Here is a 22,261-nt window from a genome sequence, read left to right as displayed (position 1 = left end):
AGCCTGATCAACGCTTCCAGCCTAGCGCCATGACCCCTTGCCCATAAGGGCCGTTGATCTTTTGCAGATCACCACTCGGCAGACCCGCTGCAGGCCCGATGGGGTGGCATCTCGCGCAGCCAGAGCGTGTCGGGTGGGGGGCGTTCGAGGATCTGGAATACACCGGCCACTGGGTCGAACGCGATCGGTCGGCCACCCTGGCTCCAGCGAATCACCAGCGGCCTCTCGTTTGCGGTCACAAATCCAAGCGCCGGCGGCTCGATTAACGGCACCGGTGATGGATCCAGCCCCATGTGGATTTGCTGACATAGCCAGCGCCATGCGTGATCGCGATCGGCGGGGATATCGGCGACGGTGATGGGGATCGCAAAGCTCCGGGCTAAGGCGGCAACGACCGCCGAATCGGGTTGCTCGGGCGCTGTTATCGCCTCATAGGACAGCGAGGCGGTGCCGCCGTCCGGCGTCTTTGACGGCGTTGAGCTTGGTTGATGTTCGATCACAAGCCGAAAGGCGATCAGAGCGAGCACCCCGATGGTGACGGTCGGTCGGCAACCGGGGCGCCAGCGCGGGGCGGGAAGTCGATGACTTACGGTGCCCGCAGTCGCCGCCGGCAGAGACACAAAAGCGACCCAGATACCAACACCGAGCAATGGGTGGGGGGCATGGGTCTGGCGAGGGACCGGGAGGGTCGCGATATGGGGCTGCGCGCCGGTACCCGCGCCCAACCGGTTGAGGGCACCGGTCGCACTCACCCAAAAGGCGGCGCTGCCGTTGGTGGGGACGACCACCGGGCGGCCAAGCGCCGCGGCCTGGATCTGAACCGCCCTTTGATGCAACAACGGCAGCCACCGTCCGCCAAGATAGCCAATGCTGGTGGGGTTGATGATCACCGCGGTGTCGGAACGCGCGACGTCAAACAGACTGGGTGTGTGGAAAATATCCGAGCAGATCAACACTGTCACCGGTGTCGCACCGAGCATTGTGGCCGCGGAGGATTGGCGTGGATCGGCGATCGACGACTCGGCGATGGGTAATGGACGTCTTTTATCGATTTGGGCAATGGGCTGTCCCCGGACTGTACGAAGCACCGCCGTGCTTGAGAGTTGGCCGGGCCGTTGATACCGATAGACATGCCGGATCTCTGCGGGTGGACCGGATACGGGCCTGGCGGGATCCGGACGCGGCGGCGGGCTGCCCAGTCCGGGTGTGCTGCCTTCAGGCCAGACAATCCAGTCGGGGTCGGCCTGGAGGGCCTGTTGCCGAAGCCTGCGGTGACGGGCAACCACCGTCTCAAGTTGGTTGTCAGCGATCAGACGCGCTTTTTGATGAGGGGGCAGGGCGGTTTCAATCACCGCCACCCGCTTGGCCGTTGGCTCTGCCGATTCGCCAGTATTTGTCGTGGTCAAGACGATGATCGCCAGCAGCAACCCGGATGCACTACTCCACCGGGCGAGGCGTTGCAGACGGTCCGAGTGTGCCCCCGATCGGCACAGCGCAGCGGCCATCGCCGCCTGAGCGCCGATTAGCGCGACATCCAGTGTGATCACACCACCGCCAGCCAGTACCTCGGCGAGGGGTTGCCTTATCCCGCTCGGGCCGGGCAAGCCCGTGACAGCAGCCACAGAGACCGGCAAGCCGAGGTATCGCAGACCGCCCATGGCAAGGGCGACAGTGACGATGATCAGCCCGCATCGCACCCCCCAAAAGCGATGCGATGCGAGCCCGATCAACGCGCCGGCCATCATCGGCCCGAGCGCCAGTGCCAGAGCGACAAAAGCCATGGCCGGGTAGGCCTCGACGATGCCGAGGATGACGTGCAAAGCGGGCAGCCCTGCGGCCAGCGCGGTGTGGAGGCAACGTTGCTTGATGGGAAACCGCAGCGCAATAAACCAGGGCACAAGCCATACAAGCCCCAAGCCATCGAGCCCGATCGGTGGCAGGCTCGCCCAGCCGAGCAATCCGGCCAAAAGCCCCATCAACGGGTCTCGGGTGTTTGCTTTTCGCCTTTCAGTCGCTCGAGCGCCTTTCTGACATCAACGAGGGCAGGCCGTGAGGCGCTGACGGGCGCAAGCTGCTCGTGCCGGTCAAGTAATGTCCGCGCTCTTTGCAGATGCGTCACCGCCAGGTTGTAAGTGGCAACGACATGATCGGGATTGCGTTGAAGCACCGCTTCGAAATGCCCGGCGGCGCCCTTGGGCCGCCCTTGGCGGTAGTCGATGATACCCAGGCGTAGATGCGGCGAGATCAGCCGTGGTTGTGCTTCGGCAACGGCGCCATAGAGTTCATTGGCGGTGTCCCACTCGCCGTCGCGGAAAGCCTTGTCGGCTTTCTCGAGTTTTTCATAACCGGCGGCGGGCGGTTGTAGCGACACGGTGCTGCAGCCGCTCGCCAGTGCTGTGATGACCAGCACGAGCGATAGCCTTGTGAGATGCTGCCACACAACTAACCTCCGGGTCCGAGTTCGGGTTGGATACGGCCGCGGGGGAGACGCCCGGCGACCACTTCGATGACCGCCCGGGTGCCTGCCGGTGCAAAGACAAAACGGTTTGGCATGACCCAGTCCTGGCGGCGAATGAGCCGTTGATGGCGATCAACAAAGAGCACATCCAGTGAAAAGCCCATGCCGAGGGTGTGAACGCTGCCGCCGGGCTCGAGGATGAGCCCATCGAAATCCGCCGGCGGCTGGCGGCAGGGCAGGAACCCGAGCAGACGGCCCAGTGGATGGGTTATCACCCCGAGCCAGAGCGGGCGGGACGAGGCATCAGACTCGAGGATCATCCAACCCGATCGCCATCGCTCGATTAAAGCCATCCCGCCTCCAGGATGTTGAAGACAATGGGTGCGGCAATCACGGCGAATGTCAGCGGGAAGAGCAGTGTCATCAACGGCAGAAGCAAACGCACGGGCGCCTCATTGGCCGCCTTTTCGGCCTGGGCAAATCGCCGGTCACGCTGTTGTTCGGCCTGGTGCTGTAACAGATCGGCAAGCCCCGCCCCCGAGATCTGCGATTGGGCGATGGCCGCAGCGAATTGCTCGACTGCCTGTACCCCAGAGCGTCGCGCCATGGCCTGTACCGCCGCACTCATACGGGCACCCGCGCGGATCTCGGCATTGACCTGGCTGAGTTCGTTCTGCAAAGCGCCCGACGGTATGCGGGCACTGCATTGCGCAAGTGCAGCGCTAAAGCCCAGACCCGCCCGAATCGAGAGCTGGAGCAGATCAAGCAGCAGGGGCAGCTGACGGGCGAGTTGATTCTGGCGTTTTTGAATGGTGTCCCGAAGCCAGACCCAGGGATAGACAAGCCCGCAGGTGGACGCGACTACCACCAGGAGCACAGAGTGCGACGACGACTGGCTGTACGGCGTGGTCGCAAGCATCGTGGAGACAATCAGCAGGCAGGCCGTACAGGCACCAAGGACATAGAACTCGACCGGGGTGAGGATTTGTTGCAAACCGGCGCGTTCGAGCTGCAGCGAGATCCGGCGGTCAAACGTCGAGCGACCGATTGGCAGTTGCGCGGCGATGACACGGGCGAGGGGTAATGTCAGCCGAAGCAAAGCCGGCAGTCGCTGACCATGCCGGCGGCGCACCGCGCCTTTCGGGACGCGGGCGGCAAGCCCGGCCACCGCGACTACGGCGAGTGCGACGCTGACCCCGACAAGCCCGGAAGCGAAAAACGCCATGGCTAGATCTCAATATCGACAATCCGTCGGATCCACAGGGTGGCGATGACCATCAGCACCGCGGCGACGGCGATACCGATCCAGCCAACCGGGTGAGTGAACAGACGGCTCATGGTGGCCGGCTGCTGGAGGTAGATCACACCGGCGATGCCGATGGGGAGCAGGGTCATCAGACGTCCCTGCATGCGCCCCATCGCCGTGAGCGATCGAATGCGCCGTTGCATGTCGTTGCGGGTTCGCAAGGTCCTGCCCAGGTTCTCGAGGGTATAGGCCAGATCGCCGCCAACCTGGTCGGCCATGGCCACGGCGCTTTGGAAAAGCGCAATATCATCGCTTTTGTTGCGCTCGCAGAACTCGCTGAGCACCTCGTTGAGGTCACCGCCCAACGTCCGGCGGGTGACCATGAGCGCGAACTCATCGCGAATTGGCCGTGGTTGATGGGTGGCCAGCAGTTCAAGGCCACGGTTGAGGTTAGCCCCACCGCGCAGGCAGCCGGCAAGGGCCTCGATCGCCTCGGGCATCTGCTGCGCAATCGCGCTTTGGCGGTGCGATCGGACCACTTGGACCGCAAACCTGGGAATGAACAGGGCGGTTGCCCCCAGGGCGGCAGCGATGGGTGGCGGCACAAATGCAAGGCCAAGCAGACCCACCAGGGTGGCCAATAGCCCGGCAATCAACATCATCTGCCGTGCGGAGAGCTCGATGAATTGTTGATGAAGGCTCACGGTGGTCGTTCGGTGTACATGGCTTGTGTATGCGCGCGAAGCCGCCTGTACGAGTCCGAGTATCGCCAAAGCGGCAGCGCCGCCCGCAATCCCGGTCAATGTCACGGCCGCCATTTCGCCCGTCACGCCATAACACTCCCTGTCTGGTGACGGTTTTATTAAAAAGCGATGGCTTTGCCTTGCTCAATAGCCGTTGGTCGGAGCCTGGGCAAAGTAGCTTTGCAGAAATTCTTCGAACGGCGGCTCGGGTGCGGCCTCCAGCCGTGACCGCTCGGCCAGTGAGGCCGCTGCGGCGTTCTGCAGCCTGGAAAGCGCAGCGGGCGAGATGGGGGCCTGGCGCAGTGTCTCGGCGTGGGTTTGCGAGACCCGCAGGGCAAATTCGACGAATTCCTCGCCGTTGTCGCGCATCTCACGTAGCACCCGAGCGGATGGGGTGTCATCCGCATTCTCCACACGCGCCCGGTAATGGGCGAGGATCTCGCGATAGCGGCCATCGTCATACACCTCGTCGAGGAGCTCCGCCGGTCCGGCCATGGCATCAAAAAGCTCCCGCGCCCACTGCCGCAGGCCCACCCGCTCACCGTTGCCCCGATACAGGGTCAGGGCGGGGTCGCGGCCCGCCCTCGCCACCAGGCCCTGGTTGGCATTGATCTGGTTTTGTTCGGCGGCATCGATGGGCGGGCTGTCCTCGAGCAGGCAGAAAAGCAGCAGGATCTCGAGAAAGGCGATCTGCTCGTCCTCGATGCCGATGGGGCTGAACGGATCGAGATCGAGGGCGCGGATCTCGACGTACTCGACGCCGGCACGGTGCAGCGCGCAGGTGGGCTGCTCGCCGGACCGGGCCCGGGCCTTGGGCCGGACGAAGCTGTAGTACTCGTTTTCGATCTGCAGCACGTTGGTGTTCAACTGGCGCCACTCGCCATTCACGCGGGTGCCGATGCGGCTGTACTCCGGGTCGGGCGTGTTGATTGCCGCACGCAGGCTCGCCACATAGCTTTCAAGATCGTTGTAGCTGACCTCCAGTGCGGCCTGGGCGTTGTTCTTATAGCCGATGTCACTCATGCGCAACGAGGTCGCATAGGGGGTGTAGAAGGTATGGGTGGAGAACGCGTCGAAATCGATGTTCCGCCCGCCGGTGAATGACTTGCAGATGGCAGGCGAGGCGCCCATGAGATAGGGCAGCAACCAGCCATAGCGCTGAAAATTGCGGATCAGCCGAAAGTAGATATCCGAGCGAAAGCTTGCGAAGTCGCGACGATCCGCCGACTGGGCCTGTACCGCGCGCAGGAACTCTTCGCTAAACGAGTAGTTGAAATGGATCCCGGCGATCGCCTGCATGCTGCGGCCGTAGCGCCAGTCCAGGCCGCGGCGGTAGACATGTTTCATCCAGCCGATGTTGGAGTGGCCATAATCGGCGATGGGGATACTGGCATCACCCCCGACAATACAGGGCATGCTTGTTGCCCACAGCAGCTCATCGCCGATCTGGCGATAGGTGTAGCGATGCAGTTCCGAGAGCCGCTGCAATGCGGCGGCTGGGTCATCGAACGCCGGGGTGACGAACTCGAGCAATGCCTCGGAATAATCCGTGGTGATCTCGTCATGGGTCAGCGCCGAGCCAAGGCCCTCGGGATGTGGTGTCTGGGCGATCCGTCCATCGCGGCTGACGCGCAGGCTTTCTTTCTCCAGCCCCACACGGCGTCCGGCGATCAAGCCACGCTCGCCGGCAGCCTGCAGCGCCCGGGTTCGCCGATCGGCACTTTCTCTCATGCTTCTCTCATTGCCGGATCATGGAAAGGCGCGATTGTGCCCGCCCCGACGGCGATTTGGAATGCCTATGTTGCGCTGCCGCTGGTATTCGCACCCGGATCATCGTTAGGGTCGAGTTGCAAGCTGGAAAACCACACACGGCCCAACAGGAGGAGTGGGACGATGACAAAAACAGCATTGGTAACCGGCGGGACCCGTGGCATCGGCGCCGCCATCGCCCGGGGCCTGGGCGAGGCGGGTTATCAGGTCGTAGTCACCTATAACGGCAATGACGAGGCTGCGGCGGACTTCACCCGCGAGACGGGCATCCCGGCGCGCAAGTGGGATGTCGGCGATTATGGGGCGTGTGAGGCCGGTGTGGAGTCGGTGAGCAGCGAATACGGGGCCGTTGATGTGCTCGTCAACAACGCCGGGATCACCCGCGATGGCATGCTCCATAAAATGGGCATCGAGGATTGGGATGCGGTCATTCGCACCAACCTGACCTCGGCATTCAACATGACCCGGGCGGTGATCAACGGCATGCGCGAACGGGGTTTTGGCCGGATCATCCAGATCTCTTCGATCAATGGCCAGAAAGGCCAGATGGGCCAGGCGAACTACGCGGCGGCCAAGGCCGGACTCCTCGGGTTTACCAAGTCGGTGGCCCAGGAGAACGCCCGCAAGGGCATTACCGCCAACGTTATCGCGCCCGGGTATATCGGCACGGACATGGTGGCCGGCGTCCCGGACAAGGTGCTCGAGCAGATCATCGGCCAGATCCCGGTCGGCCGGCTCGGCGAGGTCGACGAGATCGCCCAGGCCGTGGTTTATCTAGCAAGCGATGCCGCGGGATTTGTCACCGGCTCGACGCTATCGATCAACGGCGGCCAGTACATGACCTGACCGCAGGCGCTCAGCGCCGGGCCGAGAAAAGCGCTGAACCCTGCTCATCGACGAGGCGCTCGCCTTTGAGCAGGGTCATTTCTACGGCCACCTCATGGCTGCCGTAGACATCCGCCCGGACGAATTCAACAGGGCCTGGCTCGGCGTCGGCGTGCGGCGATGGGGCACGCGTGATCGTGCCGGCTACCCGATAACCGCCCGACTCCTTTCGTGGATGGGCGGCAATCCGGTATTCGCCGTAGTCACGGGTCACCGCCGCAGATGCGTTCTGCTCGGCGGTCTGTCCGAAAAGTCGTTTCAACCATTGCATGGCCACCGAGATTGCCCGAGGGGGGCTGGGGCTGCAAGCCAGCCGGTCGGTTCAAGCGGTTTGGGCAGCAGCGGTGGCCGGGTCGGGGAGTCGGCGGGCCAGAGGGGCTGCGATAAGGCCATAAACAAAAATGGGGATCAGCGCATAGACGACATTGTCGCGGTAGTCGGCCACCACGCCGCCCAGTAAGGGGACAAGAAAATTGTTGACCGCACCGATGGCGAACATACCGGCAGCCAGCGCTGCGGTGCGGTTGCCGCGGGTGTAGAGCGGCGGCAAGGCAACGATGAGGATCAGCGTAATGCCAGCGGCAAGGCCGGCCGGGAACAGGGCGATGATCCCCGAGATGCCGGGCAAAAGCACAAACCCGCCCAGGCCGGACAGCCCAATGAGCAGCATGGCGAACAACGGCATGGGCCGGCCGATCCAGCGACGCCCGAGCCAGAACATCAATGCCGATGCGAGTAGTTGGGTGCCATTGAAAAGCCCCAGTGCCAGATCCAGAAGGCCATCCTCACCCCGGCCCTCGAGCACCGGCCCGAGATAGGCATTGACGCCAAAGAAAAGCGAACCGCTGGCCCCGAGCAGGATGCCCAGGCGCCAGACCAGGCCCTCGCGCCAGGCCGGCATCCACCCGCCGGTATCCGGGGCGCGCGAGTCCCGGTCGCGGGTCAGCCCGAAGACCAGCATTGCCGGGATCAGTGCCGGCATCGACCACATGACAAGTGCCAGCCGCCAGTCGCCGTCGGCCAGGGGCAGGACCAACGGCAGGGTGAGTGTTGAGCCAAGGACTTCACCCATGAGCATGCCGTTCATGTACACCGCTGTCCCCAGCGCGATGCGTTGGGGTGACCAGATGGTCAGCAGGGTCGGCAACGAGGGTTGGATCCCGGCAATCGCCACCCCCATGAGCGCGGTTGCCCCGAAAAGCGCTGCCACACCGCCGACGCCCCGGGCCGCGGAACTGAACGCCACCAGGATGAGCGCAATCACCAGCGTGCGGCGGGCGCCAATCCGGCTGATCAGCCACGACGCCGCCAGGCCGGCGATGGCGAGCATGAGGATCGGAAAGGTGGTCAGCGCCCCGGTGGCGGCCTGGCCAAGGCCCAGGTCGGCGGCGATGGTGGGCGCCAGCGGCGGCGCCACCATCACGGTCAAGCGCAGATACACGCCCGCACTCCAGAGAAGGAGCATCACCACCCGGGTTGATGGACCTTCACTCAAAGCAGTGCGCATGCAGGCCTCCGGCGATGGGCGCTACACTGTAACACCAGTGACGCGGCAGTAACGGCGTGAGCGATGCAACGCAGCCAGAGCCCCGGGCCCATTGTCGGCAGTGGCAACACCATCGACCTGCGTCTCCACCAGCCACGAGAGCGGCTGGACTGGGTGGTCTACGCCATCGGCGCACTGGCCCCCGGAGACGATCTGGCCTTTCTCACCAGTGACTCACCGGATCGGCTGCGGAATTATCTGCATGATCAATACAACGGTGCGCTCGAGCTTGCGATCCTCGAGCGCGGCACCGATCTCTGGGCGCTGCATGTGCGTCGCAAGCCATCGGCCAACAGCACGAGAGATGCCAAAAACCCATGAGCGAGCTTGAACACAGTCATCACCCCGAGGCCATCGCCGAGCGCCTCGAAGCAGGCCATCAACCGAGTTATCTGCGAGATGCCATTCTCGGTGGCATCGACGGATGCGTGACCACCTTCGCCGTGGTCGCAAGTGTCGTCGGTGCCGGACTGCCGGGCCTTGTGGCCTTCGGCCTCGGCCTGGCCAGCCTCATCGCCGATGGCTTTAGCATGGGCGTGAGCAACTACCAGGGGGTGAAAAGCGAGCACGACACCCTGGCTCGGGCCCGCGCCACCGAGAACCGACATATCCACCACGCCCCCGATGGCGAGCGCGAGGAAATCCGTCAGATCTTCGCCCGCAAGGGGTTCAAGGGCGATACGCTCGAGTCCATCGTCAAGACCATCTCGGCCGATGAATCGTTGTGGGTGGACACCATGTTGCGCGAAGAACACGGGCTGGAAATTGCGGCCTCAAGCCCGCTCAAGGCGGGGCTCTGGACATTCGGTGCCTTTGTGGTGGTCGGTGCCATCCCGTTGCTGCCGTTCATGCTGCCAGCGCTCGGCGTTGATATTGCCTTTGTCGTGAGCAGTCTCATGACGGCGGTGACATTTTTCGGCATCGGGTTTGTCAAAGGCGTACTGGTCGGCGAGCGGCGTATCCGCTCGGGTGTCGAGACGCTGCTCATGGGCGGTGGCGCTGCGCTGATCGCCTATTTTGTGGGCGGGGTGTTTGAACCCATGATGACCGAAATGGGTCTTGCCCTGCAGAACTGAATCCGATGCCAACCCAATCGAGGAGATGCTCATGAGTCAAAGCCCTGCCATTCTGCTTGTCCCGGTCGATGGATCGGAGGGCGCAAGCAAAGCGGTCCGCTACGCCGGTGGACTGGCGCAGCGGCTGGATCTGCCGTTGCGGTTTTTGTTCGTGTTTCCGGACGACCCGGTGGATATGTTCGGCATCCCCACCGAGGATCCGCGGGCCGAGGAGCTCGAGTACTTCTCGCCGGATGCGTTCAACAAGCTGCGCAATCGCACCGCCGAGAAAAACTTCGCCGCCGCCCGCGAGGCCCTGGGGCGCATGGATGTGACCATCGAGGAGGTCACCCTGTCGGGCGCTCCGGCCGAGGCCATTGTCGAGCACGCCCGCGAGACCGAAGATCCGATGATCATCATCGGCAGCCGTGGCATGGGGGGGCTTAAAAGCCTTCTCATCGGTAGTGTCAGCCAGCGTGTGCTCCACCACGCGCCCTGTCCGGTGACAGTGGTTTGACAACCGCCGATACGGGGCGTGACCCGGCCGAGCGCATCGCCGCTGCGCTCGAGTTGGTGATCGACGAGCTGGTGCGCCGGGACTGGGCGCTCATTTGCGCCGAGTCCTGCACCGGCGGCTGGGTGGCCAAGGTATGTACCGATCGCGCCGGCAGCTCGCGCTGGTTCGACCGCGGCCTTGTGACCTATTCCAACGAGGCCAAGCAAGAGCTGCTCGGGGTGGCGCCGACGATTCTGGCGGCGGCCGGCGCGGTCAGCCAGCCCTGTGCCGAGGCCATGGCCGAGGGCGCCCGCGGCGGTCGGGATGATCGGGTCAGCGTTGCGGTGACCGGAATCGCCGGCCCCGATGGGGGCAGCGCCGAGAAACCGGTGGGCCTTGTCTGGTTTGCCTGGGCGCTGCCGCAACAAACGCTGAGCAGCGAGCCGGTGCATCTGCCCGGCGATCGTGAGGCCATACGGCTTGGCAGCGTGGCCCATGCGCTGGATGGCCTGGCCCGCCGGCTCGCCGCCTGACGGCTGTCGTCAACGGACAATCGGGCTGGGCGCTGTCCCACCGCTGTGGGATACTCCACGGGTTATCCATTTCACCGAAAGGTTGTAGGTAAGGCATGGACGAAGATCGTAAAAAGGCACTGGGCGCGGCACTCGGGCAGATCGAAAAGCAGTTCGGTAAAGGGGCGGTCATGCGCATGGGCGATGCCCGTGCCGTGGGCAATGTGCCGGTGATCTCCACCGGGTCGCTGACGCTCGATGTGGCGCTCGGTGTCGGTGGCATCCCCCGCGGGCGCGTCATCGAGATCTATGGCCCCGAGTCCTCGGGCAAGACCACGCTCACCCTGCAGGCGATCGCCGAGGCGCAGCGCGCCGGCGGCACAGCGGCCTTCGTGGACGCCGAGCACGCCCTCGATCCGGAGTATGCCGGCAAGCTCGGTGTCGATGTCGACGAGCTGCTCGTCTCGCAGCCGGATACCGGCGAGCAGGCGCTGGAGATCGCCGATATGCTGGTGCGCTCCAGTGCCGTCGATATTGTCGTGGTGGACTCGGTCGCGGCACTCACGCCCAAAGCCGAAATCGAAGGCGAGATGGGAGATTCGCACGTCGGGCTGCAGGCCCGGCTGATGTCCCAGGCGTTGCGCAAACTCACCGCCAATATCAAACGCTCCAACACCACAGTGATTTTTATCAACCAGATCCGCATGAAAATCGGGGTCATGTTCGGCAGTCCGGAGACCACTACCGGTGGCAATGCACTGAAGTTCTACTCTTCGGTCCGCATGGACATCCGCCGGATTGGCGCGATCAAAAAGGGCGATGAGGTGGTCGGTAACGAAACCCGGGTCAAGGTGGTCAAAAACAAAATGGCCCCGCCGTTCCGGCAGGCCGAGTTCGAGATCCTCTATGGCGAGGGCATCTCCCATGAGGGCGAGCTCATTGATCTTGGCGTCAAGCACGGGCTCATCGATAAATCCGGGGCCTGGTACAGCTACAACGGCGATCGCATCGGTCAGGGCAAGGAAAACGTCCGCCAGTACTTGAAGGACAACCCGGACACCGCGCAGGCCATCGACCAGGCGCTGCGCGGCCAACTGCTGACGACCGCGACGCCCCAGGAAGATGAGCCGGCCGCCGAGAACAGTGAACCTTAGCCCCCATGGATGAACCGGACAGCGATCCGGAAGCGGCGGCGCGGGAGAAGGCCATCCGCCACCTGGGGCGCCGCGAGCACAGCCGTCGGGAGCTTTACCGAAAGCTCTTGGCGCGCTTTGATGACCCGGTGCTGATCAACGGCGTGCTCGATGCGCTGGCGTCGGAGGGGCTGCTCAGTGAGGAGCGTTTCACCGAGGTCTTTATCCGTCAACGGGTGGCCGCCGGCTATGGACCGCTGCGGATCCGCGCCGAGCTGAGCGAGCGTGGGGTCGATGGCGGCATTGTTGACGCCCATCTCCAACTTTATGACGATGAGTGGACTGAACGCTGTCACGAGGCCTGGCACAAGCGCTTCGGCGAAGCGCCGCAGAACCGGCGCGAGTGGGCAAGGCAGATGCGGTTTCTGACCAACCGAGGCTTTCCGAGCGGGTTGGCGCAGTCCATCATCGGCGACAGCCAATAACCGACAATACCAACGAAGGGCGCATGAGCACGATTACCACCAGCGCGGAAATCCGTGAGGCATTCCATCGTTTCTTTGCCGAGCGTGGCCACGAGATCGTGCCTAGCGCCTCGCTCGTGCCCGCCAACGATCCAACACTTCTTTTTACTAACGCCGGCATGGTTCCGTTCAAGGATGTATTCCTCGGCCGCGAGCGCCGTGGCTACGACCGGGCGGTGTCCTCGCAGCGCTGTGTCCGGGCCGGCGGCAAGCATAACGATCTCGAGAACGTCGGTTACACCGCCCGCCATCACACCTTCTTCGAGATGCTTGGCAACTTCAGTTTCGGCGATTACTTCAAGCGCGATGCCATTCGGTACGCCTGGGCTTTTCTCACCGAGGTGCTCGAACTGCCGCCCGAGAAGCTGTGGGTGACCGTCTACGAGGAAGACGATGAGGCGGCTGCCATCTGGCTCGATGAGGTGGGTGTCAATCCGCAACGATTCGGCCGCATCGGCGCGGCGGATAACTTCTGGTCGATGGGCGATACCGGGCCCTGCGGGCCGTGTTCCGAGATTTTCTATGACCACGGCCCAGGAGTGCCGGGCGGGCCGCCGGGCTCGCCGGATGAGGACGGTGATCGGTTTGTCGAGATCTGGAACCTGGTGTTCATGCAGTACGACCGGGGCGGTGACGGGGCGCTGACCCCACTGCCCAAGCCCTCCATCGATACCGGCATGGGCCTCGAGCGGGTTGCTGCGGTGGTCCAGGGGGTCACCAACAACTTTGATATCGACCTTTTCCGGCGACTGATCGCCGCAGCGGCAACGCTTGCCAATACCTCGGATCACGAAAACAGCTCGCTGCGTGTGATCGCCGATCACATCCGTGCCTGCGCGTTTCTGGTGGTGGACGGCGTCTTGCCCAGCAACGAAGGCCGGGGCTATGTGCTGCGGCGGATCATTCGTCGTGCGGTCCGCCACGGCTACAAGCTGGGGATCGACGAGCCCTTTTTCTATCGCTTGGTCGAGCCGCTGATCGCCGAGATGGGCGAAGCCTTCCCGGAATTGCCGGCCAACCGGGCGCTGGTCGAGCGGGTCCTCAAACAGGAGGAGGAGCGCTTTCGCGAGACACTGGCCCAGGGACTTCGGCTTCTTGCCGACGATCTCCAGTCGCTCGAGGGCGAAACGGTGCCCGGTGAGACGGTCTTCAAGCTCTACGATACGTTTGGGTTCCCGGTCGATCTGACCGCCGATGTGGCCCGCGAACAGGGGCTTTATCTGGACATGGAGGGGTTCGAGTCGGCGATGGAGGCCCAGCGTGAACGCGCCAGGGCCGCCAGCACCTTCCGCGCCGAGTACGGCGGTCTGGCCGACTTTGGCGGGCGCACCGAATTCAGCGGCTACGACGTCAGTGAGGATGCCGCCCAGGTCATCGGCCTGTACCGCGATGGGGCCGCGGTTGATCGGCTCAAGGCTGGCGAAGCCGGCATGGTGGTGCTTGATCGCACGCCTTTTTACGCCGAGGCCGGTGGTCAGGTCGGCGACAGTGGTTGGCTGCTGGCCTCGAGCATGCAGTTCGATGTCGATGACACCCAGCGCTATGGTGAGGCGCGCGGGCATCTCGGGACCGTCGCGGTTGGCGAGTTGGCCCTGGGGGATGCGGTGGATGCCCGTATCGATGTCGCTCGCCGCGATCGCACGCGGCTCAACCACACCGCGACCCATCTTCTGCATGCCGCACTGCGCCAGGTCCTCGGCGAGCACATCCACCAGAAGGGCTCATTGGTCAGCCCGGAGCGGTTGCGATTCGACTTTGCCCACTTCGAGCCCATCAGCGACGAGGCGCTCCGTCGCATTGAGGGGCTTGTCAATGCATGGGTGCGGCAGAACGAGCCGGCGGATATCTTCGAGACCGGCTATGACGAGGCCGTCGCAATGGGGGCAATGGCCCTTTTTGGCGAGAAGTACGGCGATCGGGTGCGGGTGGTTCGGTTTGGTGATTTCTCCACCGAGCTCTGCGGCGGTTGCCATGTCGATCGCACCGGCCGGATCGGGGTGGTGGTGATAACCGCCGAAGGCGGTGTGTCCGCCGGTGTGCGACGCATCGAGGCGGTCACCGGTGACGCGGCCATCGAGTTGATCCAGCAGCAGAATCAACGCCTGGCCGCGGCAGCGGATCAATTGCGGGTATCGCCCGACAATCTGCTGCCGCGGCTCGAGTCCGAACTGGGCCGGATCCGCGAACTCGAGCGCGAGGTGGGGCGTTTGCAGCAACGGCTGGCCAGTCAGGCCGGCGATGAGCTTGCGGGCAAGGCGGTCGACATCGATGGGGTGAAGGTGCTCGCCGTGCGGATGGACGAGGCGGCCGATTCGCTTCGTGAGACGGTGGATCAACTCAAGAACAAGCTCGGGACCGCGGTGGTTGTGGTCGGCGCGGTCAGCGGCGAGAAGGTTAAACTGGTCGCCGGCGTGACCAAGGACGCGACCGATCGGGTCGCAGCCGGCGATCTGGTCAATGCAGCGGCTGCCCCGGTGGGTGGCCGTGGGGGCGGCCGGCCGGATTTTGCCCAGGCGGGTGGCTCGGATGTGGCGGCAATCGGCGAGGCGCTCGCGGTTGTCGAGCCCTGGGTCAGGGAACGAATCGAACAACAATAGGATCGAGCATGGCGCTGATTGTCCAGAAATTCGGGGGCTCTTCGGTCGGCAGTATCGAGCGCATCGAGAACGTCGCCCGCAAGGTCATTGCCACCCAACAGGCCGGCCACGAAGTGGTGGTGGTGGTCTCGGCGATGAAAGGCGAGACCGATCGACTCACCGATCTGGCCCATGCCGCGGCGCAGAGCAACAGTCCGCGCCCACGCGAGCTGGATCTATTGCTCTCTACCGGCGAGACGGTGACGATTGCGCTGCTCACCATGGTGCTCGAGCGACTCGGCGCCGGGGCGCGGTGTTACACCGGCGCACAGGTCAACATCCTCACCGACAGCGCGTTTAGCAAGGCGCGCATTCAGGATATCGACGCCGAGGTCATTCGGGACGATCTGAGCTCGGGGCGGATCGTGGTTGTCGCCGGGTTCCAGGGCGTGGACGAGAATGGCTCGATCACCACACTGGGCCGGGGCGGGTCGGATACCACCGCGGTGGCACTGGCCGCGGCCCTTGGCGCCGATGAATGCCAGATCTACACCGACGTCGACGGTGTCTACACAACCGACCCGCGGGTCGTGCCCACCGCCCGGCGGCTTGATCGGATCACTTTCGAGGAGATGCTCGAGCTCGCCAGTCTCGGCTCGAAGGTCCTACAGATCCGGGCGGTGGAGTTTGCCGGCAAATACCAGGTTCCCCTGCGTGTGCTCTCCTCATTCGAGGATGGGCCGGGCACACTGATTACGATGGAAGGAGATGCAATGCAGCAGGGCAGTATGGAAGAGCCGCTGATCGCCGGAATCGCGTTCAGTCGGGATGAGTCCAAGGTCACCATCCTGGGGGTCCCTGACACCCCGGGGATTGCCGCACAGATTCTCGGGCCGGTCGCCTCGGCGAACATCGAGGTGGACATGATCGTCCAGAACATCAGCAACGACGGGCTCACTGACTTTACCTTTACCGTGCACAAGCGCGACTACGACCGGACACTCGAAATCCTCAAGGACAGGGCGCAGACGCTTGGCGCGCGTGAGGTGTTTGGCGACAGCGATATCGTCAAGCTCTCGCTGGTCGGTGTTGGCATGCGCTCGCATGCCGGTGTGGCCAGTCGTATGTTCGACACCCTGGCGGCCGAGGGCATCAACATCCAGATGATCTCGACGTCCGAGATCAAGATCTCGGTGGTGATTGCCGAGAAATATCTTGAACTCGGGACCCGGGCGCTGCACAAGGCCTTTGATCTGGATGAGGCGAGTGGCAAAACCGTCGCGGTGGAAGGAGAAAATACCTGACCCCCTCATATGGAGGGGTAGTTTTCGTGTAAACTGTATACAGTTTTGGTGGGGGTGTCGGATGAACCCCGCAGCCAGTCGCCCATGGGGGGAGATGACCAAGGGCAGGGCGGCATTTGAACAGACCGCAGGATCATTTACGTGTCAATGTGGTCTGACCGGGCAGGCAGATAACGATTAGGAGAAGTCGGAATGCTCATTCTGACGCGCAGGGTCGGCGAAACCCTGATGATAGGCGATGAAATCGAAGTCACGGTTCTGGGTGTCAAGGGCAATCAGGTGCGGGTCGGTGTCAAGGCGCCGAAGGATGTTTCGGTGCATCGCGAGGAAATCTATGACCGCATCCGTGAGGAGGGCGATCCACCAAAAGATTCAACCGACGGGGGCGCGGCCTGACCGGATCCAAATGCCGGCCCCGGTTTACGTGAAACCGTCCTTGCCGTATTCTTGCCTCTTCAACGGAGAGGTGGCCGAGCGGCTGAAGGCGCTCCCCTGCTAAGGGAGTAAGGGCTTAATCGCCCTTCGTGGGTTCGAATCCCACCCTCTCCGCCAGACACAAAACAGGGGCCATCGGCCCCTTTTTTGTGTCTGTTAGCTGCGTTGGGGTTCGAACCCACGAAGGGGCAAACGACGGGTTCGACCAACGGCCTGCGGCCGTTGGGACGCCGAGCAGACGCGAGGCGCCCGAAGGGCGAGCCCCGTGAGGGGCGAGTCAATCCCACCCTCTCCGCCAAATTTAAAAAAAGGCCCCGCAGGGGCCTTTTTTGTGTCTGGCAATCTCGTTGGGTGCGAATGCTCGGGGAATACACAACCGGGCAGAGTAACTGCGATCGGGCAGTTGGCGCACAGACGGTTAAAACCGGTACTCGATCCCGGCCGAAAAACTGGGCGTGTAGCGAAAGCTCTCGAATGCGGTGCCCAGTGAGGCGTCATCGGAGGGGGCCGCGTCGTTGACCGTCGGGTCGTCTGGCAGGGACGTGTCGTTGAGCCCCTCGAAGGCCAGGCCCATGTCCAGCGACAGGCCAAAGCGGCCCTGGGTGCCGAAATCGTTATCCCAGCCCACGCCCAGGTAGGTCTGCATATCCGGGTTGTCGAGACGGGGTGTCGTGATGCTCTTGGTCGTCAGCCAGTCCTCGCCGACCATCGCGCCCCCGGTCATGCGCAGGCCGCTTTCGTGAATCGAATAGTCGATGAGCGTGGAGAACTGCAATGACCCATCGTCCAGCCCAAAGCCTTCATCCCGGGGTCGGACAGCCACGGGATCGCGCTGATTGACCCCAAATCGAATATCAAGCCGCTCACTTAAGTGCGAGGTCAACTCAAGCTCTGGCTGCAGAACATCACTCCACGCACCATCCTGGGCAAACGCCGCCCCGCTGGCGATCAGGGTGATCGTCAGCAAAGATCCGCGCAGCAATGCGTGCTGTCCTCTCGTCATGGCTTTATTATTGCGCATCCACGGGCAAAAGCGAAGAGGCGTTGTGGGATTTAAGCCATTGTTATTGCTGGTAGCGATCTTTCCATTCTTCGTAAGGCATGCCATAGACGATCTCGCGGGCGGTCTCCTTGTCCATGTCGATGCCCTGGGCCTGGGCGGCCTCCATGTACCAGCGCGACAGGCAGTTGCGGCAGAACCCGGCAAGCTCCATGAGGTCGATATTCTGGACATCGGTGCGTTGGCGTAGGTGGGTGACAAGGGTGCGAAAGGCCGCTGCCTCGAGGGATTCCCGGGTCTGATCATCCATCGCGTATTCTCCTGCGCATCGATTGGGTATTGATTAAGGTACATTACGAGACGTGATGCGGTGTTCCAAATCCCAACAGCACTGTCCGTCCCGGCGACGCGGGGCTTTGCGGGCTGGTGCGCGAGTCGCGCCCATGACGCTGCTCCGGGCGGTCTGGATATCACTTGGATGCCTCACCGCGGGGGCCGCTCAGGCGCTAACCTATCCGCTGCCACCACCGGGAAGCGATGTGGTGGGAGCGGTCCAACAGATCGAGGCCCGTGAGTCCGACACGCTGCTCGCGCTGGGACGAGAATACGGGATTGGCTACGAGGAGATGCGCCGCGCCAATCCCGGTGTGGATGTCTGGCTCCCGGGCGAGGGGACGTCAATCACCATTCCCTCGCGGTTTGTCCTGCCCAATGCGCCCCGCGAAGGGGTAGTGATCAACATCCCCGAAATGCGGCTTTATCACTACCCAGAACCCAAGAAAAATCAAAGGCCTGTCGTCGAAACCTATCCCATCAGTGTCGGTCGGATGGACTGGTCGACCCCCCTTGGCGTATCGCGGATTACCGAGAAAACCCGCAACCCTTACTGGTTTCCGCCCGACTCGATCCTCGAAGAGCGGGCCGCTCAGGGGCGCCCGCTGCCCGAGGCCGTGCCGCCGGGGCCGGACAACCCCCTGGGCCGGCACAAAATGCGCCTTTCCATTCCGGGCGGGGCGTATCTCATCCATGGCACCAACGAGCCACGGGGGATTGGGATGCGGGTCACCCATGGGTGCATCCGGATGTTTCCGGAAGACGTGGAATCGCTTTTCGAGCGGCTGCCAGAGGGCACCCAGGTGCGGATCGTCAATCAGCCGGTCAAGGCCGGGTGGCTGGGCGGTAATCTGGCCATCGAGGCGCATCCGGTGCTGCCGGCGGACGCCGAGAATGCCTATGACCCGTTAAGCCCGCCGCCCCTCGAAGCGGCGGTGCTAGCCATCGCCGGTGTGCTTGACCGTGGCACCGGGCGGGTGGACAACGAGCGGCTGGTTGATGTGGTGGATCAGGCAAGCGGCATGCCGGCGCTGGTGTCCCGGGATGACACCCGGCCACTCGCGCTCGAGGCGATGACCGCCCGATCGGGGCCATAAAAAAACCCCGCCGGGGCGGGGTTTGCATGCCAACCGGGGGTTGGCTTACTTGTACATCGAGCGCTCGAACATGCGATCGATCTTCTCGCTGTTGTCATCGGCGGTGCGCTGAGCGCCCTTGGCCAGCGCATCGGCACCTTCGGCGGTGACCATTGCGGTGCTTGCCTCGTCCATGGCGGCCTCGGCCATGGCCCGCACGTCTTCCAGCTCCGCCTGCAGCTCCTGGGTGGAGGCCTGCGTGGCACACCCAACCAAAAGCCCTATCGAGGCGGTGGCGGCGCTCAGCTTGAGCAGCGTTTTGAGCGACTGGGACATTCGTTTAACTCCTGTATTGCGTTCGCGATTGCCATCGTTTGACTTTGCGGCGGATAAAACCCCGCGGATGTCGCGGGAATGATTGCGCGGGACGATGCCACTTGCAACCCCCTTTTGGACCTACTCAATGACAACAGGGGTGCCAATTTCGACGAATTCATCGAATTGTTCGATCTGTTCATTGGTCATCGCGATACAACCCTCGGTCCAGTGGAAATCCTCGTGGATCGCCGGGTCACCATCACCAATGCCGTGAAACCCGATGTGGCCGCCGAGCGGGCCATCCTGAGGCAGATAGCCGCGCTCGCCGGCATGGTCAAGCGCTCGGGTGTATTCTTCGTGGCCCACGATTCCGTCCCGCCGGGCGGCGTCGAGATGCTCGACGGTCGGGTAATTGATGGCAAAAAATAAGTGAAAACGGCTGTCGCGGTTGATGCGGTTGATCCGAAAGCGCCCGGTGGGGGTGGTGTTATCACCCCGGATGTGAAGATCCGATATGCCGCCGCGACCAAAAGCGACATGTTCGAGGACCGTGACGAGCCGCTCGCCATGACGGATCTCAGCCACCGACGCCTCGGTATCGACGCGTATCCAGGTCCCCGGGTAGGGCATCGCAGCGGCGCCTGTCAGCGCGGCAAGCAGCATCAGGGCCGCAAGGGCGCCGGCGATTGTCTGCCGACAGCGCCTCGGCGTCATGGCAGATACCGATAGAGTCGGCCGCGGTCGAAGGGCCAGCAAAGCGCCTCGTCGCGATCATCCCGGGCGACGACCGGGATGGATTCGGCGTACCGGTGTTCCGCCCAGGGATCATCCAAAACGTCAATCGTCTCGATGGTCAGGCCGCGCCGCCGGGCAACCGGCGTCAGCATGGCGAGTGCCTCATCACAAAGATGGCAGCCTGCGGTTGTGTAGAACCGGATCCTCGGTGACCGCGAGGGCGTCGTGCTAGCCTTTGCGTTCATGACTGGATCATACCCCGGGCTCAACCCCAATGCGTAGTGCCATGGACCTTCGACTGAGCGTCGCCCCCATGATGGACTGGACGGACCCGGCCTTTCGTTGGCTGCTGCGCCAGATCACCACCCGAACCCGTCTGTATACCGAGATGGTCCCGGCGCAGGCGCTCTGGCACGGTCGCGCCGAGCGCTTCCTGGCCCGCTCGGATGTCGAGCACCCGGTGGCGCTGCAGCTCGGAGGCAGCGACCCCGCGCAACTCGCCTATGGGGCCAGGCTGGGGGCGCGCTGGGGGTATGACGAGATCAATCTCAACGTCGGCTGCCCCAGTGATCGGGTGCAGTCGGGCCGCTTTGGCGCCTGTCTGATGCGCGAGCCTGAACTGGTCCGGACACTCGTCACCGCGATGGCAGAGGCAAGCGATCGGCCGGTGACCGTTAAATGCCGTATTGGCGTTGATGAGCTCGACGACTTTGCCTCGTTGTGCCGATTCACCGAGGCGGTGGTTGCTGCTGGGGCGCAGGCATTGATTGTTCATGCCCGAAAGGCCTGGCTAAAGGGGCTTTCGCCCAAGCAAAACCGTGAGATACCGCCGCTGCGATACGATCGGGTCGAAGCGCTGAAAGACGCCTTTCCGGCGCTTCCGATCGTTCTCAACGGGGGCATCGAGACGCTCGATCAAGGCATGCCGTGGATCGAACGGCTTGACGGGGTGATGATCGGACGGGCGGCGTACCACGACCCCTGGCTGTTCGCACAGGCCGATGCGCGGGTCTTTGGCGATGCACCGGCCAGCGGGCATTCGCGGGCGTCGGTGGCGCTGGCTTATCGGGATTATGTGGCCGCCCGGCTTCGCCCGGATGTCCCGGTGTCGCGGTATACCCGGCATTTGACCGGGCTTTTTCAGGGCCAGCCCGGCGCCCGGGTCTGGCGACGGGCGCTGAGCCGGGGCGCGGCGGATAAAAGCGCCGGTGCCGAGATTATCGATCAGGCCCTTGCCGCCCGCCGCGCGGCCATCGAACGTCACGCGGCCTCGACGGCAGAATCGGCCTGATCACTCGCCCTCGAGCGAGAAAAACCGTGCCGCCACCCGGGTCGTGCTGGCAGCCAGGTCGGCTGCCGACTCATCCCGCAGCGCCGCGACGGTCTCTAGTACATGGCCCAGATAGGCTGGCTCATTGCGCCGGTTGGCCGGCTTTTGGGCGATGTCCCGGGGCAACAGAAAAGGCGCATCGGTTTCGATCATCAGCCGCTCGGCGGGGATGTCGGCCACGCAGTCGCGCAGCGCACCGCCGCGACGCTCGTCGCAGATCCACCCGGTCACCCCGATATGCAGATCCAGATCGAGACAGGCATGTAACAGCGACCGCGGCCCGGTAAAACAGTGAAGCACCGCGCCAGGCAATGCGTCGCGGTGCTGGCGGAGGATCGCCAGGAAATCCGCCTCGGCATCGCGTTGATGCAAAAATGCCGGCAGGCCCTGGGTGGCGGCGAGGTCGAGCTGGGCGGCAAAGCAGGCCTGTTGGTCCGTTCGCGGCGAGAAATCGCGGCAGTAATCCAGGCCGGTCTCGCCGATGGCAACGGTCGGCTCGCGACTGGCCAGATCGACGATGACCTCGCGCGTCGCCTGGGACCAGGTGGATGCTTCGTGGGGGTGGACGCCGGCGGTTGAGGTCATGCAACGGGGATGGGCGGCGGCCAGTCGGGCGGCCGCCTGCGACTCGGCGGCGCTCGTGCCAGTGAGCACCATGCGTGTCACGCCGGCGGCCCGGGCGCGCTCGATGACCGCTGCGCGATCACCATCAAAGCGTCGATGCGTGAGGTTGACGCCGATATCCGTGAGATTGCTGTACCCCATGGGCGTATTCTGCTGCAATCA

26 protein-coding genes and 1 tRNA gene are annotated in these 22,261 nt (G+C 63.7%); 13 read left to right on the top strand and 14 right to left on the bottom strand.

What is annotated here, in order from left to right; genetic code table 11:
* Positions 1-68: 68 nt before the first annotated feature.
* The 6 genes from V6X73_RS06305 to gshA form a co-directional block, all read right to left on the bottom strand.
* On the bottom strand, positions 69-1,976 hold the full coding sequence (locus V6X73_RS06305) for a hypothetical protein (RefSeq protein ID WP_367958420.1): 1,908 nt from the start codon (positions 1,974-1,976) through the stop codon (positions 69-71).
* Positions 1,976-2,410, bottom strand: coding sequence for a tetratricopeptide repeat protein (locus V6X73_RS06300; RefSeq protein ID WP_367958421.1), 435 nt, complete (start codon positions 2,408-2,410; stop codon positions 1,976-1,978). Before V6X73_RS06300 ends, V6X73_RS06305 begins: the two co-directional genes overlap by 1 nt.
* Positions 2,411-2,442: 32 nt before the next feature.
* Positions 2,443-2,811 (bottom strand): DUF192 domain-containing protein, encoded by a 369-nt coding sequence (locus V6X73_RS06295; protein WP_367958422.1) that lies wholly within the window; start codon positions 2,809-2,811, stop codon positions 2,443-2,445.
* Positions 2,802-3,683, bottom strand: a complete 882-nt coding sequence (locus V6X73_RS06290; protein WP_367958423.1) for a type II secretion system F family protein — start codon at positions 3,681-3,683, stop codon at positions 2,802-2,804. The genes V6X73_RS06295 and V6X73_RS06290 overlap by 10 nt, the downstream gene beginning before the upstream one ends.
* Positions 3,684-3,685: 2 nt before the next feature.
* Positions 3,686-4,408 carry a type II secretion system F family protein gene (locus tag V6X73_RS06285; protein ID WP_367958424.1) on the bottom strand — a complete coding sequence of 241 codons (723 nt, stop codon included), beginning with the start codon at positions 4,406-4,408 and terminating at the stop codon, positions 3,686-3,688.
* A gap of 183 nt (positions 4,409-4,591) precedes the next feature.
* Positions 4,592-6,178 (bottom strand): glutamate--cysteine ligase, encoded by a 1,587-nt coding sequence (gene gshA / locus V6X73_RS06280; RefSeq protein ID WP_367958425.1) that lies wholly within the window; start codon positions 6,176-6,178, stop codon positions 4,592-4,594.
* A gap of 162 nt (positions 6,179-6,340) precedes the next feature.
* Here gshA and phbB point away from each other — a divergent pair, with 162 nt between their 5' ends.
* Positions 6,341-7,063: an acetoacetyl-CoA reductase gene (gene phbB, locus V6X73_RS06275; protein ID WP_367958426.1), complete on the top strand. Its 723-nt coding sequence runs from the start codon at positions 6,341-6,343 to the stop codon at positions 7,061-7,063.
* Positions 7,064-7,073: 10 nt separating this feature from the next.
* Here the strand turns inward: phbB and V6X73_RS06270 are convergent, their stop codons facing one another.
* Positions 7,074-7,373: an HlyU family transcriptional regulator gene (locus tag V6X73_RS06270; RefSeq protein WP_367972481.1), complete on the bottom strand. Its 300-nt coding sequence runs from the start codon at positions 7,371-7,373 to the stop codon at positions 7,074-7,076.
* Between the two features lie 51 nt (positions 7,374-7,424).
* Positions 7,425-8,609 carry an MFS transporter gene (locus V6X73_RS06265; RefSeq protein ID WP_367958428.1) on the bottom strand — a complete coding sequence of 395 codons (1,185 nt, stop codon included), beginning with the start codon at positions 8,607-8,609 and terminating at the stop codon, positions 7,425-7,427.
* 63 nt (positions 8,610-8,672) lie between these two features.
* On the opposite strand from V6X73_RS06265, the gene V6X73_RS06260 reads away from it, so the two are divergent.
* The 10 genes from V6X73_RS06260 to V6X73_RS06215 all read left to right on the top strand — a co-directional run bounded on the left by V6X73_RS06260 (position 8,673) and on the right by V6X73_RS06215 (position 16,800).
* A complete protein-coding gene (locus tag V6X73_RS06260) occupies positions 8,673-8,969 on the top strand; it encodes a DUF2249 domain-containing protein (RefSeq protein ID WP_367958429.1) in 297 nt (98 codons plus the stop codon).
* Positions 8,966-9,724 carry a VIT1/CCC1 transporter family protein gene (locus V6X73_RS06255; RefSeq protein ID WP_367958430.1) on the top strand — a complete coding sequence of 253 codons (759 nt, stop codon included), beginning with the start codon at positions 8,966-8,968 and terminating at the stop codon, positions 9,722-9,724. The genes V6X73_RS06260 and V6X73_RS06255 overlap by 4 nt, the downstream gene beginning before the upstream one ends.
* A 31-nt stretch (positions 9,725-9,755) precedes the next feature.
* Entirely contained in the window at positions 9,756-10,220 is a 465-nt protein-coding gene (locus tag V6X73_RS06250; protein WP_367958431.1) for a universal stress protein, read from the top strand.
* The gene (locus tag V6X73_RS06245; protein ID WP_367958432.1) at positions 10,217-10,732 is read left to right on the top strand and encodes a CinA family protein; all 516 of its coding nucleotides are present in this window, start codon (positions 10,217-10,219) and stop codon (positions 10,730-10,732) included. Before V6X73_RS06250 ends, V6X73_RS06245 begins: the two co-directional genes overlap by 4 nt.
* 95 nt (positions 10,733-10,827) lie before the next feature.
* A complete protein-coding gene (recA, locus tag V6X73_RS06240; RefSeq protein ID WP_367958433.1) occupies positions 10,828-11,865 on the top strand; it encodes a recombinase RecA in 1,038 nt (345 codons plus the stop codon).
* 5 nt (positions 11,866-11,870) lie between these two features.
* A complete protein-coding gene (locus tag V6X73_RS06235; RefSeq protein ID WP_367958434.1) occupies positions 11,871-12,329 on the top strand; it encodes a regulatory protein RecX in 459 nt (152 codons plus the stop codon).
* A 23-nt stretch (positions 12,330-12,352) separates the two neighbouring features.
* A complete protein-coding gene (gene alaS / locus V6X73_RS06230; RefSeq protein WP_367958435.1) occupies positions 12,353-14,965 on the top strand; it encodes an alanine--tRNA ligase in 2,613 nt (870 codons plus the stop codon).
* Between the two features lie 8 nt (positions 14,966-14,973).
* Positions 14,974-16,248, top strand: coding sequence for an aspartate kinase (locus V6X73_RS06225; protein WP_367958436.1), 1,275 nt, complete (start codon positions 14,974-14,976; stop codon positions 16,246-16,248).
* Positions 16,249-16,440: 192 nt separating this feature from the next.
* On the top strand, positions 16,441-16,644 hold the full coding sequence (csrA, locus tag V6X73_RS06220; protein WP_367958437.1) for a carbon storage regulator CsrA: 204 nt from the start codon (positions 16,441-16,443) through the stop codon (positions 16,642-16,644).
* Between the two features lie 64 nt (positions 16,645-16,708).
* A tRNA-Ser gene (locus V6X73_RS06215) sits at positions 16,709-16,800 on the top strand.
* Between the two features lie 301 nt (positions 16,801-17,101).
* On the opposite strand, the gene V6X73_RS06210 is transcribed toward V6X73_RS06215, so the two are convergent.
* Complete coding sequence (locus V6X73_RS06210; protein ID WP_367958438.1) at positions 17,102-17,686, bottom strand: hypothetical protein; 585 nt, start codon at positions 17,684-17,686, stop codon at positions 17,102-17,104.
* A gap of 61 nt (positions 17,687-17,747) precedes the next feature.
* The gene (locus V6X73_RS06205) at positions 17,748-17,993 is read right to left on the bottom strand and encodes a DUF1244 domain-containing protein (RefSeq protein ID WP_367958439.1); all 246 of its coding nucleotides are present in this window, start codon (positions 17,991-17,993) and stop codon (positions 17,748-17,750) included.
* 133 nt (positions 17,994-18,126) lie between these two features.
* Here V6X73_RS06205 and V6X73_RS06200 point away from each other — a divergent pair, with 133 nt between their 5' ends.
* Entirely contained in the window at positions 18,127-19,113 is a 987-nt protein-coding gene (locus V6X73_RS06200) for a L,D-transpeptidase family protein (RefSeq protein ID WP_367958440.1), read from the top strand.
* Positions 19,114-19,158: 45 nt separating this feature from the next.
* Here V6X73_RS06200 and V6X73_RS06195 read toward each other — a convergent pair whose 3' ends face one another.
* The 3 genes from V6X73_RS06195 to V6X73_RS06185 form a co-directional block, all read right to left on the bottom strand.
* Positions 19,159-19,428 (bottom strand): Lpp/OprI family alanine-zipper lipoprotein, encoded by a 270-nt coding sequence (locus tag V6X73_RS06195; protein WP_367958441.1) that lies wholly within the window; start codon positions 19,426-19,428, stop codon positions 19,159-19,161.
* Between the two features lie 120 nt (positions 19,429-19,548).
* A complete protein-coding gene (locus V6X73_RS06190) occupies positions 19,549-20,124 on the bottom strand; it encodes a L,D-transpeptidase family protein (protein ID WP_367958442.1) in 576 nt (191 codons plus the stop codon).
* Positions 20,121-20,390, bottom strand: a complete 270-nt coding sequence (locus tag V6X73_RS06185) for a glutaredoxin family protein (RefSeq protein ID WP_367958443.1) — start codon at positions 20,388-20,390, stop codon at positions 20,121-20,123. The genes V6X73_RS06190 and V6X73_RS06185 overlap by 4 nt, the downstream gene beginning before the upstream one ends.
* Before the next feature lie 41 nt (positions 20,391-20,431).
* Here V6X73_RS06185 and dusA point away from each other — a divergent pair, with 41 nt between their 5' ends.
* Positions 20,432-21,436, top strand: a complete 1,005-nt coding sequence (dusA, locus tag V6X73_RS06180) for a tRNA dihydrouridine(20/20a) synthase DusA (protein ID WP_367958444.1) — start codon at positions 20,432-20,434, stop codon at positions 21,434-21,436.
* On the opposite strand, the gene V6X73_RS06175 is transcribed toward dusA, so the two are convergent.
* Positions 21,437-22,240: a TatD family hydrolase gene (locus tag V6X73_RS06175; RefSeq protein ID WP_367958445.1), complete on the bottom strand. Its 804-nt coding sequence runs from the start codon at positions 22,238-22,240 to the stop codon at positions 21,437-21,439.
* Positions 22,241-22,261 lie beyond the last annotated feature (21 nt).

Source organism: Spiribacter pallidus (genome assembly GCF_040838495.1).
Taxonomy (GTDB): Bacteria; Pseudomonadota; Gammaproteobacteria; order Nitrococcales; family Nitrococcaceae; genus Spiribacter; species Spiribacter pallidus.
This window is presented reverse-complemented; position numbering and strand designations above follow the sequence as displayed.

Excerpts from the sequence above, each read along its gene's own strand:
- V6X73_RS06305 (WP_367958420.1), bottom strand. The coding sequence starts at position 1,976 with ATGGGGCTTTTGGCCGGATTGCTCGGCTGGGCGAGCCTGCCACCGATC.
- V6X73_RS06295 (WP_367958422.1), bottom strand. The coding sequence starts at position 2,811 with ATGGCTTTAATCGAGCGATGGCGATCGGGTTGGATGATCCTCGAGTCT.
- V6X73_RS06290 (WP_367958423.1), bottom strand. The coding sequence starts at position 3,683 with ATGGCGTTTTTCGCTTCCGGGCTTGTCGGGGTCAGCGTCGCACTCGCC.
- gshA (WP_367958425.1), bottom strand. The coding sequence starts at position 6,178 with ATGAGAGAAAGTGCCGATCGGCGAACCCGGGCGCTGCAGGCTGCCGGC.
- phbB (WP_367958426.1), top strand. The coding sequence starts at position 6,341 with ATGACAAAAACAGCATTGGTAACCGGCGGGACCCGTGGCATCGGCGCC.
- V6X73_RS06270 (WP_367972481.1), bottom strand. The coding sequence starts at position 7,373 with ATGCAATGGTTGAAACGACTTTTCGGACAGACCGCCGAGCAGAACGCA.
- V6X73_RS06265 (WP_367958428.1), bottom strand. The coding sequence starts at position 8,609 with ATGCGCACTGCTTTGAGTGAAGGTCCATCAACCCGGGTGGTGATGCTC.
- V6X73_RS06260 (WP_367958429.1), top strand. The coding sequence starts at position 8,673 with ATGCAACGCAGCCAGAGCCCCGGGCCCATTGTCGGCAGTGGCAACACC.
- V6X73_RS06255 (WP_367958430.1), top strand. The coding sequence starts at position 8,966 with ATGAGCGAGCTTGAACACAGTCATCACCCCGAGGCCATCGCCGAGCGC.
- V6X73_RS06250 (WP_367958431.1), top strand. The coding sequence starts at position 9,756 with ATGAGTCAAAGCCCTGCCATTCTGCTTGTCCCGGTCGATGGATCGGAG.
- recA (WP_367958433.1), top strand. The coding sequence starts at position 10,828 with ATGGACGAAGATCGTAAAAAGGCACTGGGCGCGGCACTCGGGCAGATC.
- V6X73_RS06235 (WP_367958434.1), top strand. The coding sequence starts at position 11,871 with ATGGATGAACCGGACAGCGATCCGGAAGCGGCGGCGCGGGAGAAGGCC.
- alaS (WP_367958435.1), top strand. The coding sequence starts at position 12,353 with ATGAGCACGATTACCACCAGCGCGGAAATCCGTGAGGCATTCCATCGT.
- V6X73_RS06225 (WP_367958436.1), top strand. The coding sequence starts at position 14,974 with ATGGCGCTGATTGTCCAGAAATTCGGGGGCTCTTCGGTCGGCAGTATC.
- csrA (WP_367958437.1), top strand. The coding sequence starts at position 16,441 with ATGCTCATTCTGACGCGCAGGGTCGGCGAAACCCTGATGATAGGCGAT.
- V6X73_RS06210 (WP_367958438.1), bottom strand. The coding sequence starts at position 17,686 with ATGACGAGAGGACAGCACGCATTGCTGCGCGGATCTTTGCTGACGATC.
- V6X73_RS06205 (WP_367958439.1), bottom strand. The coding sequence starts at position 17,993 with ATGGATGATCAGACCCGGGAATCCCTCGAGGCAGCGGCCTTTCGCACC.
- V6X73_RS06200 (WP_367958440.1), top strand. The coding sequence starts at position 18,127 with ATGACGCTGCTCCGGGCGGTCTGGATATCACTTGGATGCCTCACCGCG.
- V6X73_RS06195 (WP_367958441.1), bottom strand. The coding sequence starts at position 19,428 with ATGTCCCAGTCGCTCAAAACGCTGCTCAAGCTGAGCGCCGCCACCGCC.
- V6X73_RS06190 (WP_367958442.1), bottom strand. The coding sequence starts at position 20,124 with ATGACGCCGAGGCGCTGTCGGCAGACAATCGCCGGCGCCCTTGCGGCC.
- V6X73_RS06185 (WP_367958443.1), bottom strand. The coding sequence starts at position 20,390 with ATGAACGCAAAGGCTAGCACGACGCCCTCGCGGTCACCGAGGATCCGG.
- dusA (WP_367958444.1), top strand. The coding sequence starts at position 20,432 with ATGGACCTTCGACTGAGCGTCGCCCCCATGATGGACTGGACGGACCCG.
- V6X73_RS06175 (WP_367958445.1), bottom strand. The coding sequence starts at position 22,240 with ATGGGGTACAGCAATCTCACGGATATCGGCGTCAACCTCACGCATCGA.